This is a genomic window from Mycobacterium sp. OAE908 (assembly GCF_017872775.1).
Taxonomy (GTDB): domain Bacteria; phylum Actinomycetota; class Actinomycetes; order Mycobacteriales; family Mycobacteriaceae; genus Mycobacterium.
Genome location: NZ_JAGGJL010000002.1, coordinates 1,051,827 through 1,067,028, shown reverse-complemented (window position 1 = coordinate 1,067,028; position 15,202 = coordinate 1,051,827). Strand labels below are relative to the sequence as shown.

The 15,202-nt window shown below is 63.5% G+C and carries 15 protein-coding genes; 5 read left to right on the top strand and 10 right to left on the bottom strand.

From position 1 onward, the window contains the following. Window positions 1–354: 354 nt before the first annotated feature. A complete protein-coding gene (locus J3E61_RS30335; RefSeq protein WP_210086391.1) occupies window positions 355–1,539 on the top strand; it encodes a GGDEF domain-containing protein in 1,185 nt (394 codons plus the stop codon). A 143-nt stretch (window positions 1,540–1,682) separates the two neighbouring features. Next, window positions 1,683–2,087 carry a hypothetical protein gene (locus tag J3E61_RS30330; RefSeq protein ID WP_210086390.1) on the top strand — a complete coding sequence of 135 codons (405 nt, stop codon included), beginning with the start codon at window positions 1,683–1,685 and terminating at the stop codon, window positions 2,085–2,087. A 25-nt stretch (window positions 2,088–2,112) separates the two neighbouring features. Here J3E61_RS30330 and J3E61_RS30325 read toward each other — a convergent pair whose 3' ends face one another. The 3 genes from J3E61_RS30325 to J3E61_RS30315 all read right to left on the bottom strand — a co-directional run bounded on the left by J3E61_RS30325 (window position 2,113) and on the right by J3E61_RS30315 (window position 4,723). Beyond that, window positions 2,113–3,315 carry a glycosyltransferase gene (locus tag J3E61_RS30325; RefSeq protein WP_210086389.1) on the bottom strand — a complete coding sequence of 401 codons (1,203 nt, stop codon included), beginning with the start codon at window positions 3,313–3,315 and terminating at the stop codon, window positions 2,113–2,115. After that, a complete protein-coding gene (locus J3E61_RS30320) occupies window positions 3,273–3,980 on the bottom strand; it encodes a PIG-L family deacetylase (RefSeq protein ID WP_210086388.1) in 708 nt (235 codons plus the stop codon). The genes J3E61_RS30325 and J3E61_RS30320 overlap by 43 nt, the downstream gene beginning before the upstream one ends. A gap of 281 nt (window positions 3,981–4,261) precedes the next feature. Continuing rightward, on the bottom strand, window positions 4,262–4,723 hold the full coding sequence (locus J3E61_RS30315) for a PPOX class F420-dependent oxidoreductase (RefSeq protein ID WP_210086387.1): 462 nt from the start codon (window positions 4,721–4,723) through the stop codon (window positions 4,262–4,264). A 58-nt stretch (window positions 4,724–4,781) separates the two neighbouring features. On the opposite strand from J3E61_RS30315, the gene J3E61_RS30310 reads away from it, so the two are divergent. Then, window positions 4,782–5,183, top strand: a complete 402-nt coding sequence (locus J3E61_RS30310; RefSeq protein WP_210086386.1) for a MerR family transcriptional regulator — start codon at window positions 4,782–4,784, stop codon at window positions 5,181–5,183. On the opposite strand, the gene J3E61_RS30305 is transcribed toward J3E61_RS30310, so the two are convergent. The 3 genes from J3E61_RS30305 to J3E61_RS30295 are packed head-to-tail and all read right to left on the bottom strand — an operon-like array spanning window position 5,173 to window position 9,136. Beyond that, window positions 5,173–5,832, bottom strand: a complete 660-nt coding sequence (locus tag J3E61_RS30305) for an MOSC domain-containing protein (RefSeq protein ID WP_210086385.1) — start codon at window positions 5,830–5,832, stop codon at window positions 5,173–5,175. The genes J3E61_RS30310 and J3E61_RS30305 overlap by 11 nt on opposite strands. 47 nt (window positions 5,833–5,879) lie before the next feature. After that, complete coding sequence (locus J3E61_RS30300; protein ID WP_210086384.1) at window positions 5,880–7,376, bottom strand: NAD(P)/FAD-dependent oxidoreductase; 1,497 nt, start codon at window positions 7,374–7,376, stop codon at window positions 5,880–5,882. After that, window positions 7,373–9,136, bottom strand: a complete 1,764-nt coding sequence (locus J3E61_RS30295; RefSeq protein WP_210086383.1) for an NAD(P)/FAD-dependent oxidoreductase — start codon at window positions 9,134–9,136, stop codon at window positions 7,373–7,375. Before J3E61_RS30295 ends, J3E61_RS30300 begins: the two co-directional genes overlap by 4 nt. Before the next feature lie 90 nt (window positions 9,137–9,226). On the opposite strand from J3E61_RS30295, the gene J3E61_RS30290 reads away from it, so the two are divergent. Beyond that, window positions 9,227–9,442 carry a hypothetical protein gene (locus J3E61_RS30290; RefSeq protein ID WP_210086382.1) on the top strand — a complete coding sequence of 72 codons (216 nt, stop codon included), beginning with the start codon at window positions 9,227–9,229 and terminating at the stop codon, window positions 9,440–9,442. On the opposite strand, the gene J3E61_RS30285 is transcribed toward J3E61_RS30290, so the two are convergent. The 4 genes from J3E61_RS30285 to J3E61_RS30270 are packed head-to-tail and all read right to left on the bottom strand — an operon-like array spanning window position 9,402 to window position 14,389. Next, a complete protein-coding gene (locus J3E61_RS30285) occupies window positions 9,402–11,828 on the bottom strand; it encodes an excinuclease ABC subunit UvrA (RefSeq protein ID WP_210086381.1) in 2,427 nt (808 codons plus the stop codon). The two genes, J3E61_RS30290 and J3E61_RS30285, sit on opposite strands and share 41 nt — an antisense overlap. Before the next feature lie 3 nt (window positions 11,829–11,831). Further along, window positions 11,832–12,242 carry a VOC family protein gene (locus J3E61_RS30280; protein ID WP_192722897.1) on the bottom strand — a complete coding sequence of 137 codons (411 nt, stop codon included), beginning with the start codon at window positions 12,240–12,242 and terminating at the stop codon, window positions 11,832–11,834. A gap of 5 nt (window positions 12,243–12,247) precedes the next feature. Beyond that, entirely contained in the window at window positions 12,248–12,688 is a 441-nt protein-coding gene (locus J3E61_RS30275) for a helix-turn-helix domain-containing protein (RefSeq protein WP_192722898.1), read from the bottom strand. Window positions 12,689–12,712: 24 nt separating this feature from the next. Then, window positions 12,713–14,389 carry a phosphoesterase gene (locus tag J3E61_RS30270; RefSeq protein ID WP_210086380.1) on the bottom strand — a complete coding sequence of 559 codons (1,677 nt, stop codon included), beginning with the start codon at window positions 14,387–14,389 and terminating at the stop codon, window positions 12,713–12,715. 46 nt (window positions 14,390–14,435) lie between these two features. On the opposite strand from J3E61_RS30270, the gene J3E61_RS30265 reads away from it, so the two are divergent. Continuing rightward, window positions 14,436–15,053, top strand: coding sequence for a hypothetical protein (locus tag J3E61_RS30265; protein WP_210086379.1), 618 nt, complete (start codon window positions 14,436–14,438; stop codon window positions 15,051–15,053). Window positions 15,054–15,202 lie beyond the last annotated feature (149 nt).

The window sequence follows — 15,202 nt, the reverse complement described above, 5'->3', positions numbered from 1 at the left end:
GACCAATTCCCACCATGCGACGACGGCCTTGGCAAATCCTCAAGACGGGCGGCGATCCTGAATCTATTGACCGCCGTGTCCTCCGACGCCGACTTGGGTGACCTCGGCACTGGAAGAAGCCGGAAAAGAGCGGTGCAACCTGATCCAGTTCCGGTTCGCTGGATACCACTGCTCGTCTTAGCGTGTCGTTAGTGTTGGCTGTGTGTCAGCACTGTCCCCCGCGCGCGCAGAATAGTTTGCTACTGAATCTCCTTTCGTAGCGAAGCAATGTCGTCTTCCACAATATAGTGAACACAGATTGGCTAGAATGGGATTGCTGGGTGGTGTCGCGTCGGCGAGCTTGATTGACGCCATATGCACGTTGATGGACGAGAAATAAACGCGGAGGCCGCTTTGCTGGCAGGTACGAGTAGCTTCGCGGTGTTTGCCCGTCTTGTCGGCCAGTGGTGGAACGCGCCTGTGGACTATGCCGCGCAGGTGCAGTACTTCGCCAAGCGTTCGATGGCCGAGGCGATCCGCGTGATGATCGGGGTGGGCAACGGGATGACCGTTGTGATCTCCCTGGCGGTTCTGCTTCCCTGGGTCAGCTCGGACGGCCTCGCATCGCAGGTCGTCGTGGCATCGTTCGCAGTTCTGACGATGTTTTGGTCGATCGCATGGTGTTGTCGCCCGTGGCCGTCTCGGCGGATGTCCCTTGCGTTTGTCATCTCGTGCGATATCGGCATCGCCGTCGTGGCTTTGCACGACCCCACGTGGCTCGTGGGCCTGTACGCTTTCAACGCATTTGCGGCCATCTCGGTGTATTTGCTGTTCTTCGACGGGCCGAAGCTGCTCGCCCTGCACACGCTGTGGATATTGGTTTCGACGACCGCGTTCGCCGTGCCGATGGGCGCGGCCGCGCACTTCGACGGTGTTGCCTTCGCTGCCAGCACCTTGGCCGCGGTGTCACCGGTGGTCGCGACACCCTTGGGAATTCAGTTCGGGATCTGGACGCTACGTAACGACGCCAACGACGCGGTCACCGATCCGCTGACCGGCCTACTCAATCGACGGGGTCTGCACCTTCATTTCACCGAATTGGTGCGTGCTCATCCCGCCCGTGGCGGGCACCTTGTCGTGATGGTCGTGGACATCGACCGGTTCAAGGACATCAACGACACCTTCGGTCACGCGACCGGCGACGATGTCTTGATACGCACCGCCCGACGGATCGAATCTGCCGTGCGCGGCAGTACGTTAGTGGCTCGAGTCGGCGGAGAAGAGTTCATCGTCATCGACGTCACCGAACCCGGTCACACACAACGAATTGCCGAGCGAGTCAGGCGCGCGATCGCCGCGCCGGCCGATCATGCGCCAGTCACCGCCAGCGTCGGCGTCACTCACGCCGCGCTCCGCATCTTCACCGCACCAGAGACTGATCCCGTGGCTCTCCTCGACACCAGCATTGTCACTGCCGACCATGCGATGCTCGACGCGAAACGCAACGGCGGCAATACCACGATCCACAAACCACCGGTTCAAGGGAGCAGTTGGGGTTAGCTGCACCTCGAGCGCCCATCCCCCTCGCGGGTCACCTGTGGTAGGCGACGTAGGGTGGCGCTTGCGTTGCGGAGGCGTAGGCGGCGTGCCCGCCTTTAGCGCAAATCGCAGACAGGGCCGTCGGTGCGCGGCATGGTTAGTAAATGACGAGCCACAAGGTTCCGACCCCAAAAGAGATCAAGGCCGCCGCACAAGCAGCCGCCGAGACCGCGCAGTCGGTCGCCAGCGGAGCCATGCGCATTCCGCCCGCGTCGATTCAACTAGCCGGCCAATTGCCGGACCTCATCGAGAATCTGGCGGTCGCCACGGAACGCCTCAACACTGCGATCGACCGCGCAGAACGATATCTGGCGCTGGCCGATCCGATGATCCGAACGATGGATGCATTGCTGCCTCAGCTCGAAGCGCTCGTCGCGACGGGCAATGACGTATACAACGCGGTGTCGTCACTGCCCGGCGCCTCAACCATCAGTCGATTTGCGACCGCAGGCGCATCATCGGTAAGAAAGAAGCCGACACGAGCTCGAACCACCGACAAGAAGGGTTGAGCCTGCCCCGTAACAGGGTGCGCCGTCAGACTTCTCGGTCCGTTGTGCTCGCCTCGCCTAAGCCGTCAACTGCGTCGTAAAGGGCGGCGGCGAACCGTGTTTCGGTGAACTGCTCGGCGTGCTTGCGGATGGTGCCTGCGTCGAAATCCATTGTTTCAAATCGGTCGAGCGCCTCGGCAATCGCAGCCGGTTGCGGCTCGTCGAAATAGATTCCGGTGACAAGTTCGTCGACAGTGTCGAGGTAACCACCCCATCGCAGCGTTACCGACGGCTTTCCTTGGGCTGCGGCCTCGATCGGGGTCAGCCCGAAGTCTTCGTAGCTTGCCGCGATGAGGGCCTGGCACCGCCGGTAGAGCCAAGTGATTTGCGCATCGCGGAGTCCGGACAGCATCAACACATTCGGGGACGCGAGCGCGCTCAGGCGTTTTTCCTCTGGACCCGCCCCGACCACAATGAGCCGACGATCAGTCGCCGCGAACGCCCGAATCACGCGGTCGACGTTCTTGTACGGCAATAGCCGTGCTACACAAAGATAGAACGTGCCATCGGGCTGCGACCAACGTCGAACGTCGTCGATTGGCTCCGCCGTGTCGCTTGCGTCTGCAACCGGCGAGTGCAGAATGTCGGCGCGGCGACCGTAGGCGCGTTCGATTCGGCGTTGTGTCAGAGTCGAATTCGCCAAGTAGACGTCCGCGGACAGCGCTGCGCGCCGATCCCATCGTTTGAGGTAGGGCGACATCGTCGTCAAGCCGATGCGTTCCGTCCAAGGCGCCGACTCACCCAGATACTCTGCGGCCATGTAAAGCCAATGCGCGGGCGTGTGGCAGAACACGAGCTTGCGACCCCGGGTCTGCATTCCGTGCGCCCAGCCGCTAGTGCTGATCACGACGACGTCGGCGTCGATGAACATCGATTGCGCGGCTGTCGCGAGGACTGGAAGCGCAACGCGGTGATGCCTGCGAAAGGGCGTAATCGAGTTCAGTCTCGACACACGGATGTCGCGCTCGGCGAACTCGGGGTAGGTACGGGGCGGGTCGTAAAGCAACGTGTAAATCGGAGCGTCGGGGAAGGCGCGGCTCATGGACAAGACAACCCGCTCAGCACCGCCGCGCTGTGTCAGGTAGTCATGGGCGATCGCCACCCGCGGGCCGTCGGCCCCGTTGTAGCGGCGAGGTGAATTCACGCCTAATGCGAGACTCGATAGTCCGCCAGCGCCGGCGTCGTGCATCCGACGCGCCGTGCCTTTGGCGCGCCGAAACGGACAGCGGCCTTCTCGACGACAAACGCCTCGGCATACCTGCCGCGGCACTGGACCCCACGAAGCCTCAATATCGACAGGAACGCCATCTCGTCCCACCAGTCTCGGAAAGCCTGAGAGGGGTAGTGCTTTTCAAGCAACCGCACTTTGTCGTGGACGGTGGCGTCATCGAGCGTATGGAACACCGTTGGCGCCGGAGTGTCGACATCGCACTTGACGATCTCGTATCCCATGACGAGGTGGTCGCGGAACTCCCCCGGTATCAGTTCGGCAAGTGTGCGGTGATCCGGGTGTGCGTCACGGCGTTGCGGCGCGAAGACGATGTCGGGTTCGCAACCCGCACGAAAACTCCTGACTGCGTTCTTCGTTCGGTCCCAATGGGCTTGCACCCGGGTATCGGGAAGGTCGAGCACTGAAACCGAGATCGAAGCGCCGGGACAAAAGGCGGGCAGCGCCGAAAGCTCTTCGTCTTCGCGTTCCGTGCCTGCGCCCGTCAATACCAATGCGTGGACCGAGAGCCCGGGATTAGCTCTGGCCAATGTGAGCAGTGTGCCGCCCATGCCCAACGCAATGTCATCACAATGCGCGCCGAGCACGGCGATCTGACGTGTTTCACCCGTGAAGAGGTCTATCACTGGCAACGTTCCTGATCGAAGAAGGCTGTCTATCTGATGATTTCGGGTTTCTGTAGACAGACTTAGCACACTCTGTGCCGCGCCGCGGCAACTTCGGCGAGCATGACGGCAACCCTGTGAGAAAGCTGCGAGCGGTGTTGCGGGCCCGGAAGTGTTCACTGTCAAGCGATTTGGTAAAACGAGACGCGGTCCTGGTACAACAGCAAAATTAACGAAGAGGCTTCAAAACTATGCAGCAGGCTCTGCTCATGTTGAGGTACGGGTTGGCAAACAGGGTGCCGTCAGCCGAAGTCGATTCGCACGATTGCACTGTCCGGCCAGACATTTCGATGGCGCATACGTCGCAGCTTCTCACCGAGCGTCAGATCTTCGTGAACGTTGGTGACACCCGGGATCTTGAACATCGGGACGACGTTCCACTGCCAGCCATAGCGCCGATGCAATGCCCGGTTGGCGGCTTCGGCCTCACCACCGGACAGAATCGTCGCTCGGCCTGCGAACGTCCGCGCACCGCCGCGGACGCCACCGCGATGATCGCATGCAGTCAATTCGACGTCCGGATGCGCTGCCATGCGCTTGGTCTTTGGCCCGACCTTCGTTCTGAACACGACTGAACTCCCTTCGACTTCGAACCAGATCGGAGTGTCTACCGCCGTCCCGTCTCGCCGATAGGTCCGCAGCAGCGCATAGCGGGCGCCGGCCAACTCGCCAAGGACATCAACTTGATGAGGGTTCTTCTGCATGGTTCCAGTCAACGACTTAGAGTTGGCTCTAAGTCAAGCCCGATTCAAAGGAATAGCCATGACCGCCAGCCTGACGATCGGTGAACTCGCGCTCCAGGCCGACGTGGCAGCGACCACGCTGCGCTACTACGAGAAAATCGGCCTCATCCACTCTCCCGCCCGCGTCGGCGGTCAACGCCGCTATGACGGCTCCATCGTCGCGCGCCTCGATGTCATTCGGCTGTGCAAGGCCGCCGGGTTCGCGCTCGACGAGATCCAGCTGTTGTTCGCCGACGACGCTCCCGGCCGGCCCGCCAGCCGGGCACTCGCCGAGACCAAGCTCGCCGAGATCGACGCACGAGTCGCCGAACTGAAACGCGCCAGGGAGATCATCGAATGGGGCATGCGATGCACATGCCCCTCGATCGACGACTGCACGTGCGGCATCCACGGCAACAAGGCCGTCAACGCTACGAGTTAACGCGGCGCCGGGCCAGTTCCTTGATCTCGTCGGGCAACGCATCGGCTTCGAGGACCAACGGCAATAACTCCGGTTCCAGTGTCAGCGCGCGGAATACCAGGCCGACCGTCACATCGTGATCCGGCCGATCGACCACCACGATGGGGTCTCCCGCCCGTACCGTTCCGCTTTCGATGACCCTGAGGTAGGCGCCTGGCGTCGCCGCCTTCGTGAACGTCTTGACCCACCCTCGAATCGACAACCAGGTTGCGAACGTCCGGCACGGGATACGCGGCCGCGTCACTTCGAGCACCAGGCCATCGTCGCCGACCAGCCACCGCTCTCCGACGCGAGCGCCGGTGACGTCGAGCCGTTGCGTGGTGAAGTTCTCGCCGAACTCACCGTTTTTGAGGTTGCGCTGTAGCTCTCGTTCCCAGGCGTCGAGATCCTCGCGGGCATACGCATAAACGGCTTGGTCGTCACCGCCGTGGTATTGCTGGTCGCCGATGAAGTCGCCGAGCAGACCACTGCCGAGGCCGCCGTGCATCGGTCCGGGGGCGCGGACGGTGATCGCGTCGTCGGTCGGCCGCTTGTCAATGCCGGTCCGCAATGACCCCTTGTCCGCATTCGGCCGCGGGTAGGCCAGATTGACCGTCAACACGTTCGCCACGGCTGGAGCCTACTTACCGACCCAGTCGCCCGCACATTCAATTTCGGCTACGGGCCGTTGTGAACCCAGTCGCGCGGACGTAGCCGCCATGTCGCTCGCGCATAATCGAGTTCCGAATACGGCCATTGGGTGACGATCCGGCCGGTGGGCGAACGGTAATAGCTGTCGCACTGCGTCCAGATGGTGCGCTCCAGATCGGAGTTGACCTCTTCATTGAAGCGTTGCTCGGCTTCTGGACGCACGTCGATGAAGCCACCTCTGCGCGCAAGTCGGCTGACCGCACTGGCGACCAGGCGTGCGCCGGCCTCCAGGATGTAGATGATCGAATTCGCACCCTGGTTGGTGTTCGGGCCGTACAGCATGAAGAAGTTCGGAAATCCGCTCACCGCAACGCCGAGATACGCGCGAGGATCCGAACCCCAGCGCTGGTGCAGCCGCTGGCCGCCGATGCCGATGACCTCGAGACCTGAGAGGTAGTTGCTCGTTTCGAACCCCGTCGCCAACACAATCGCGTCAACGTCGACCGCACCGCGGGATGTGATCACCGATGTGGCGGTGATCCGGTCGATCGGATTTGCCACAAGGTCCACATGTGCGTGTTGCAGTGCCGTGTAATACTTTTCGCCGAGCAGCACGCGTTTGCACCGGAACGGATAGTGCGGTGTCAATGCCTCTCGCAGAGAGTCGTCCTCGACGTGGCGCCGCAGGAAGTTCTCCGAAATCTTCTGCACCGTGGCCAACCGCGGATGACCCGGTGTCAGCGCCGTGTTGTCGTGTTGCAGCTTCCACAGCCGCCAGCGTTCACGCAACGCCGCCCGCGGGTGCCTGCGGAAGCGTGCCAGTTCCTCAACCGTGTACAGGCGGTCCTCCTTGGGCACCATCCACGGCGGAGTGCGCTGAAAGACTGTCAATTGCGCGGCAGTGGCGGCAAGTTCGGGAACCACCTGCACGCCGCTGGCACCGGTGCCCACGACCGCCACGCGCTTGCCGGTCAGGTCGACGCTGGCGTCCCACTCAGCGGTGTGCATCAAGTCCCCGGCGAAATCGGTCAGCCCCTCGATAGCGGGATACCGCACGGCACCGAACAATCCGACCGCGCTGACGACGACATCGGCGGCGATGGTTCTGCCGTCGGCCAGTTCGACTCCCCACCGTGACACCTGTTCGTCCCAGACCAATCTGTGCACGCGCGTGCCGAGCATCAAGTGCCGGCGCAGATCGAAGTCGTCGGCGACTTTTTCCAGATAGGCGAGGATCTCCGGCTGGTAAGCGTAGGTGCGTGTCCAACCGCGGTTGGGGGCGAACGAGAATGAATACAGGTGGCTCTGGATATCGCAGGCCGCGCCGGGGTAGATGTTCTGCCTCCAGGTGCCGCCGACGCCGTCGGCGCGTTCAATGATCAGCAGATCGTCGATGCCCTTGCGCCGCAATGCGACTGCAGTCGCCAGTCCACCGAAACCCGCACCGATGATGACCACCTTCGGCGAACTGCGGTGGCGCAGCGCCCGCGCTCGACCGGCGAGGTATCGGCGGCGCGAACTCATCGAATCTCGAACCCCTCCGGCGTGCCGGTTGCCCTCGACGCCTCCAGGATGCTGGCGTACTCCGTCGGAGCACCGTAAAAGAAGCTGCCCTGGCGCGTCACGGCGTTCGCGTGACCCTCCCGGTTGTAGTACCCGGGTGTGCAGGCCTTGGCCCGCCCGGCGCTGGCCGCCGAACGGTCGATCACCGTTTGGACCCAAGCATCCTCGGCGTCGGACGAAGCCTCCATCTCGGTCACGTCGTGGCTCAGTGCCCAGGCGATCACCGCTGCGGTGTGACGCGCTTGCACGTCAAGCAGATACGGAAAGTTCACGGTGAAGCCAGCCTGAGCGATGCTGAGCACGAAACAGTTCGGGAAGCCGTTGACGCTCAGCCCGTGCAGCGTGCGAATCCCGTCGCGCCATTTGGCCGTGAGCGACAGGCGGTCTCGGCCGATGATCTCGAAACCGGTGCGTCGCGCGTAATCGGTGCCGACTTCGAAGCCGGTCGCGAAGATGAGGCAATCCACCGCGTGCTCGACGCCGTTGACGACGACACCATCGGGGGTGATCTTCTCAACACCCTTGCCCTGGGTGTCGACCAGTGTGACGTTGGCGCGGTTGAACGTGTGTAGATACGCATCGTGAAAGCACGGCCGTTTGCAGAAGTACCCGTACCACGGTTTGAGCGCTTCGGCGGTCGCACGGTCGGCGACGATCGAGTCGACTCGCGCCCTGATTTCCTCCATCTTGGCGAAGTCGGCCATTTCCACTGTGTGCAAACGCTGTTCGTCCGACATTCCTTCGATGCGGGTCTGCCGCATCACGAACAGCTTCTTGACGATGCTGGTCCACGCGTCGTCGACGAGATCCTCCTCGGCGGAACCGCCCGCCGTCAGCAGCTGAAAGTTCTCGATGCGTCGCTGCTGCCAGCCATCGCCCAGGCTCGCCGACCAGTTCGGATCGGTCGGCCGATTGCCACGGACGTCGACGGTAGACGGCGTGCGCTGAAACACCAGAAGGTGTTCCACCGCATTGGCAAGGTGCGGCACGCACTGGATGGCGGTGGCGCCGGTCCCGATGATTCCTACGCGCTTATCCGACAGCTTCGCCAGATCGGCCCCGGTGTAGGAGTAGTCCCACCGGCTGGTGTGAAACGCATGTCCCCTGAAGTCGGAGATGCCGTCGATGCCAGGAAGTTTCGGCTTCTGCAGGTACCCGTTGGCCATCGCCACAAATCGCGCTCGGATTGCGTCTCCGTGGTTGGTCGAGATGATCCAGCGGGAACGTTCTGCCTCCCAACGAATTCCGTTGACCTCGGTCTGCAGGCAGATATCGCGGTACAGGTCGTAGTGTTCGGCGATGCGTCGACAGTGAGCGAAGATCTCGTCACCCTTGGCGTACTTCTCCGTCGGGATGTAGCCCAACTCCTCGAGCAGCGGCATGTACACATATGACTCGACGTCGCACGCGATGCCTGGATAGCGGTTCCAGTACCAGGTGCCGCCGACGTCGGCGGCCTTGTCGATCAGCCTGATGCTCTGCACACCCAAGTCGCGCAGTCGAGCTCCGACAAGCAGCCCGCCGAACCCGGCGCCGACGATCGCGACGTCAACGTCATCAGACAACGGGTCGCGGGTGAAGTCCGGATCGCTCCAGGGGTCCTTCGCAAATCCGGCAAACGGGCCCGCGATCTCGACGTACTGCGCGATCCCGTCGGGCCGTAATCGCCGGTCCCGTTCAAAGGCGTATTTCTCCCGCAGAGCATCTGCGTCGAATGCCACGCGGTGTCCTCCACCAGGGTCCAGCTAATTACCGTTCCTGGGCATCTTCAATCACATCGGCAGCCCTGGCAAGAGTCCTACGCTTGTTCTATGTCGCCTCGGCTGGTGGTGCTTGCGTTCGCGCTGCTGGTGCTCGGCGGAGAGGGGCAGGCTTCGGCGGCGCCACCGGATCAGCCTGCCCCCACGATCCCGCTGCCCGCCGAGATCCCGACCGTCCAGCTGCCCGCGGATGTCCCCGCGCTGCACCTGCCCGCCGACGTTCCGCCTATCCAGCTTCCGGCGCCGATTCCCCCGGGCTTGTTGTAGCTGTCAGGCCCCCGACGTACTCGGCTAAGTGCTCGCCCGTGAGGGTCGAACGGTCGGCGACGAGGTCGGCAGGGGTGCCCTCGAAGACGACGCGCCCGCCGTCGTGGCCGGCACCAGGGCCCAGGTCGATGATCCAGTCCGCGTGCGCCATCACCGCCTGATGATGTTCGATCACGATGACCGACTTACCTGAGTCCACGAGCCGATCGAGCAAGTCGAGCAGCTGCTCGACGTCGGCGAGGTGCAGGCCGCTGGTCGGCTCATCGAGGATGTACAGCTCCCCTTTATCGGCCATCTGCGCGGCGAGCTTGAGCCGCTGACGCTCGCCACCCGACAACGTGGTCAGCGGCTGGCCCAGTGACAGGTAGCCGAGGCCGACGTCGGCGAGTCGCTCGAGAACCTTCTGCGCGGCAGGCACTTTCGCGTCCCCCTCACTGAAGAAGGCCAGCGCGTCGGTCACCGACATCGCGAGCACCTCACTGATGTCGCGACCGCCCAGCTTGTACTCGAGCACGGATGCCTCAAACCTCTTGCCGTCACACACATCACATGGTGTCGCAACCCCGGCCATCATCGCCAGATCGGTGTAGACGACGCCCGCGCCGTTACAGTTCGGGCAGGCGCCCTCGGAGTTCGCGCTGAACAGGGCCGGCTTCACACCGTTTTGTTTGGCGAACGCCTTGCGGATGGGCTCTAGCAGTCCCGTGTACGTCGCGGGATTGCTGCGTCGGGAGCCACGGATCGGCGTCTGATCCATCGCGACCACACCATCCAAGCCGGCGACAGATCCGTGGATCAGCGAACTCTTGCCCGAACCCGCAACGCCTGTCACGACGACCAGCACGCCCTGCGGGATGTCGACATCGACCTCCCGCAGGTTGTGGGCGCTCGCACCGCGGATCTTCAACGCGCCGTTGGGTTTCCGCAACGACTTCTTCAGCGTGGCGCGGTCGTCGAGGTGTCGTCCGGTGAGTGTGCCGCTGCCCCTCAGCCCCTCGACGGTGCCTTCGAAAACCACCTCGCCGCCCGCAGCGCCGGCCCCGGGGCCGAGGTCGACGACGTGGTCGGCGATCGCGATCGCCTCCGGCTTGTGCTCGACGACGAGCACGGTGTTGCCCTTGTCCCGTAACTGCAGCAGAAGGTCGTTCATCCGCTGAATGTCGTGCGGGTGCAGGCCGATCGTCGGCTCGTCGAAGACGTAAGTGATGTCGGTCAACGCCGACCCGAGGTGGCGAACCATCTTGACGCGCTGCGCCTCACCGCCCGACAGCGTTCCCGACGGCCGGTCGAGCGACAGGTAGCCGAGCCCGATTTCGACGAACGAGTCGAGGCTGTGTTGCAGCGCTGCCACCAGCGGCGCGACTCCGGGGTCATCGAGGCCCTTGACCCATTCGGCGAGGTCGCTGATTTGCATCGCGCAGGCCTCAGCGATGTTGGTGCCGTTGATCTTCGAAGACCGCGCCAGCTCGGAGAGCCGGGTGCCGTCACACTCCGGACAGGTGGTGAACGTGATCGCCCGGTCGACGAAGGCGCGGATGTGCGGCTGCATCGCGTCGACGTCCTTGGACAGCATCGATTTCTGGATCGTCGGGATCAGACCCGAATACGTCAGGTTGACGCCTTCGACCTTGATCTTCGTCGGCTCCTTGTACAGCAGGTCGTTCAATTCCTTCTTGGTGTACTTGCGGATCGGCTTGTCGGGATCGAAGAAGCCGCAGCCGCGAAAGATCCGGCCGTACCACCCCTCCATGCTGTAGCCGGGGATGGTCAGCGCGCCGTCGTTGAGCGACTTGCTGTCGTCATAGAGCGCCGACAAGTCGAAATCGTTGACCGCGCCCCGGCCCTCGCAGCGCGGGCACATGCCTCCGGTGATGGAGAAGCGTCGCCGCTCCTTCACGGTTTTGCCGCCCTTTTCCAGCGTGACGGCGCCCGCGCCGCTGATCGAGGCGACGTTGAACGAAAAGGCCTGGGGTGAACCGATGTGCGGCTTGCCCAGCCTGCTGTACAGGATGCGCAGCATCGCGTTCGCGTCGGTCGCGGTGCCGACAGTCGAACGAGGGTCAGTCCCCAGCCTGTCCTGGCCGACGATGATCGCTGTGGTCAGCCCGTCCAGAACGTCGACGTCGGGTCGCGCCAGCGTCGGCATGAAGCCCTGCACGAACGCGCTGTAGGTCTCATTGATCAGCCGCTGCGACTCCGCGGCGATCGTGTCGAATACCAACGAGCTCTTGCCCGACCCCGAGACGCCGGTGAATACCGTCAGGCGGCGTTTCGGGATCTCGATGCTGACTTCCTTGAGGTTGTTCTCGCGGGCGCCATGCACCCGGATCACTTCATGACTGTCAGCGGCATGCAGTGCAGGCGAGCGGGTGGACTTCGTTGCCATGCGTCAGCGCAGCTCCTGGATTCGGACCATGTTTCCGGCGGGGTCACGCAGCGCGCAGTCGCGAACGCCGTACGGCTGCTCCGTCGGCTCCTGGACCACCTCGACATCGCCGGCCTGCACGCGCTCGAATGTCGCGTCGAGGTCCTTGGTAGCCAGGTTGAGTTGGCCGTACGTGCCCTTGGCCATCATCTCTGCGATGAGGCGGCGCTCGTCGTCGGTGAGGCCCGGCGTGGCGGCGGGCGGGTAGAGCACGACATTCGTGTCGGGCTGGTTGGGCGGGCCGACGGTGATCCAGCGCATCTTGTCTCCTCCGACGTCGAGGCGGACCTCGAAGCCGAGGACGTCGCGATAGAACGCCAGGGATTCTTCCGGATCGTCGTGCGGCAACATGCTGGAGTGAATGGTGATGTCCATGTGCCTCACGGTAGATGCAGCCGAGCGGCGGGCGCTTCTCGATTCCTGATCGGTCTGGTGACCTGTTTCTCCACACATGACGGCATCCCGGGCGTCACGCCCGCGGTCTGTTCCCGATAAGCACTGGGCGGCATCCCGACCAACTCGGTGAAGCGGGTGCTGAACGTGCCCAACGACGAGCAGCCGACGGCGAAGCAAATCTCAGTCACGCTCATGTCGCTGCCTCGCAGCAGTGCCATCGCACGCTCGATGCGGCGCGTCATCAGATAGGAATACGGCGACTCCCCGTACGCGAGCTTGAACTGGCGCGACAGATGACCCGCCGACATGTTGACGCCGCGCGCCAATGCCTCGACATCCAATGGCTGTGCGTACTCGCGGTCCATCCGATCGCGGACGCGGCGCAGCAGTTTGAGGTCGCGTAGCCGCTGCGCATCCGGGGTCACACCCGGATCGTAACCTCGGGTGCGCTACGTCCAGAATTCGTTCATGGGTTGCGCGTAACGGTCGTTGTCGGTCAGCGGCGGCAGTCCGAGTGAATCCTCGATGGTGCGCAGCAGGCTGTAATGGTCATAGCGGTCATCGGCGACGAACGCACCGTCGCGCATACCGCTAGCGACGGCGCCGGGCGACGGGATGACGATCGTGACGATGTGGTTGCCTTCGTTGCCGTTGCCCAGCGAGAGGTTGTTGTAGTCCTCGTCGAATGTGAGGAAGATGGCGCTCTTCTGCGTGGGGTCGTTCCACGTATCCGAATTCATGATGATGGGCAGCGTCTCCTGCAGCCATGCGTCGCCTGCCGCGACGTTGTACTGGTGTCCGCCAAGGAATTTCGGCGTGAGCTGGCTCAGCGCCCACTGGATGACTCCAGGCAGGGTGGTGGTTGGACCTTCCATGTTCGTCGCGTCGTCGGCGGCGAACCAGGCGAAGTTGGGAGCCGAAGCGGGATAGGCGAGGTCGGTTGCCATCTCCGACAGGTCGAACAGGTGGCTGTTCACTCGGCTCGGGTCGTCGTAGATGTCGTGGAAAGCGAGGAACGGCAGCCTGTCGGTGGGGGTGCTGTAACCGCCGCCACCCTCCATGTAACCGGCCCAGGTCTTGTGCGCCAACTCGATGTTGTCAGCCAGGTTCAGCGCGGGATCAAAGCAGTCGGCCGGGCAGTTGTAATTGAGCCCGAAGTCCGAACCACCAATGATCGGATAGTAATTCGGGTCGCTCGGGTGAGTCAGCGCGTAGTAGTTCGAGGCCAGTCCGTAGCTGTCGATCAGGGCGTTCAGGTACGGCGCGTTCGGGCTACCGACGATGTCGCTGAAGCCCTTGTTCTCCATGTAGACCATGAACACGTGATCGAGCGGGCCGACGTTCGAAGCCGGTCGTGTGAGTGGCGCCGGCGCCAGTCCCGCCGCACCGACTGTGAACGACAGGTTGTCGGCGTAAGCGTTGTTGTAGTTGCCCAGCACCGGGTTGCAGTCCTTCAGCGTCACCACCACACGGGCGGCGCGGGTGCCCACCGGCACGGTGCCTGCGGTATCGCGTTCGAGGAATCTGGTCAGGAACAAGCGATCGAGCACGCCTACCGGCCGGATCCCGCCGGTACCGATCGTGTCCCCGTTGGCATTCAGGAACTCGACGCGGACAGACGCGGCGGAGGGGTCGATGGTGAAGCCGCCGAGATCTCCGCTCAGCGTGTAAGGCACTGCGCCACCGTCGATCTCGGCTGCCGCGGCACTGAGATTCACGGTCTGGCTGAGCGTGGACGTGGCAACGGGCCCACCGCCGAAGAATTGCTCACCGCTATCGGGTGGCGCGCAAGCCGCACTGGGGAATCCGAGAAATGCCGGGAACGTCGGCCCCGGAGAGGACGTCGGCCACGGGAAGCGGCGCGCAGTGCCGTATTCGATGACCGTCGGCGTGCCGGTCACCGTCCAGCCTGGCACGGTGACCGAGCTGTATCCGGACAACGAAGGGTCACCGAGTTCGGCGCCCGGATTCACCAGCAAGTTCGGGCCTACGACCGGTTGTACGGCGACATGCTGGGCGGCTGTCGGCGAAAAGCCGAGCAGGGTCTGCTCGATCTCGCGTCGCGCGAACGCCAGCAGCGCCCACAGCGCCGGCTCGTGAACGGGCGCAACGGGACCGGCGGTCATCGATGGCCCCAGCCCGGCCCACCCAAGCAGAGACGAGACGATATTCGTGACCACATTCAACGGCGCCAGCGGCCCGCTGAACGGTGCGGGATGCGGTTGCGGCGGAATCGTTGCGATTGAGTTGGCTGTCACCGTGATTGGCGACGCCACCGTGGTTGGTGCAGCGAGGCTCGAGGTGCGGACGTCGACGGTCGGCACCGTGCTGGTGAGTCGAATTGCGCTCGGTGACTGCACTGTCGAGGTCGCTGCGACCGAGAGTTCTTTCGGCAGAGAGAATGTCGAGGCTGCCGTCGTCGTGCTTCGCGACGATGGCTTGACCGTCTTGCGGGTGCCACCTTTGGAGGACGTCGGGGGCGTGGTCGGAGCATCGTCGTCGCCGGCGGATGGGCTGCTCGTGGCCGCGGCGGGCTCGCCTTCGACCGTTGTCTGCGCCTCGGGCGTCGGTGCCTTCTCCGAAGACGTGGCATTCGACTCCGTCGACGAGGTCGACTCGACCGGCTTCGTCTTGTCCGTTGTCGAGGTGGACGAGGAATCGGCCGCACCAGTCGAGGCCGACGACGTGGTACTCGAGTCTGTTGGCTCTGCCAACGCCACCGCGGGCGTGGTGGCTACCGCCCAACCCACTCCCAGCGCGACAGCCAATGCGCCGACCCGGCCGACATAGGTGACGTGACCCATCACCGCTCCTTGTTCGATAGGGCAGTTCAGCGTCAAGAAATGTACGCCGCGGCCGATCAACGAGGGGCCGAACTGAAGCAATCGGAGGGCTTACCCGCCCGATCCCCTGGCGAAGATGCCGATAATCCGTCGGCA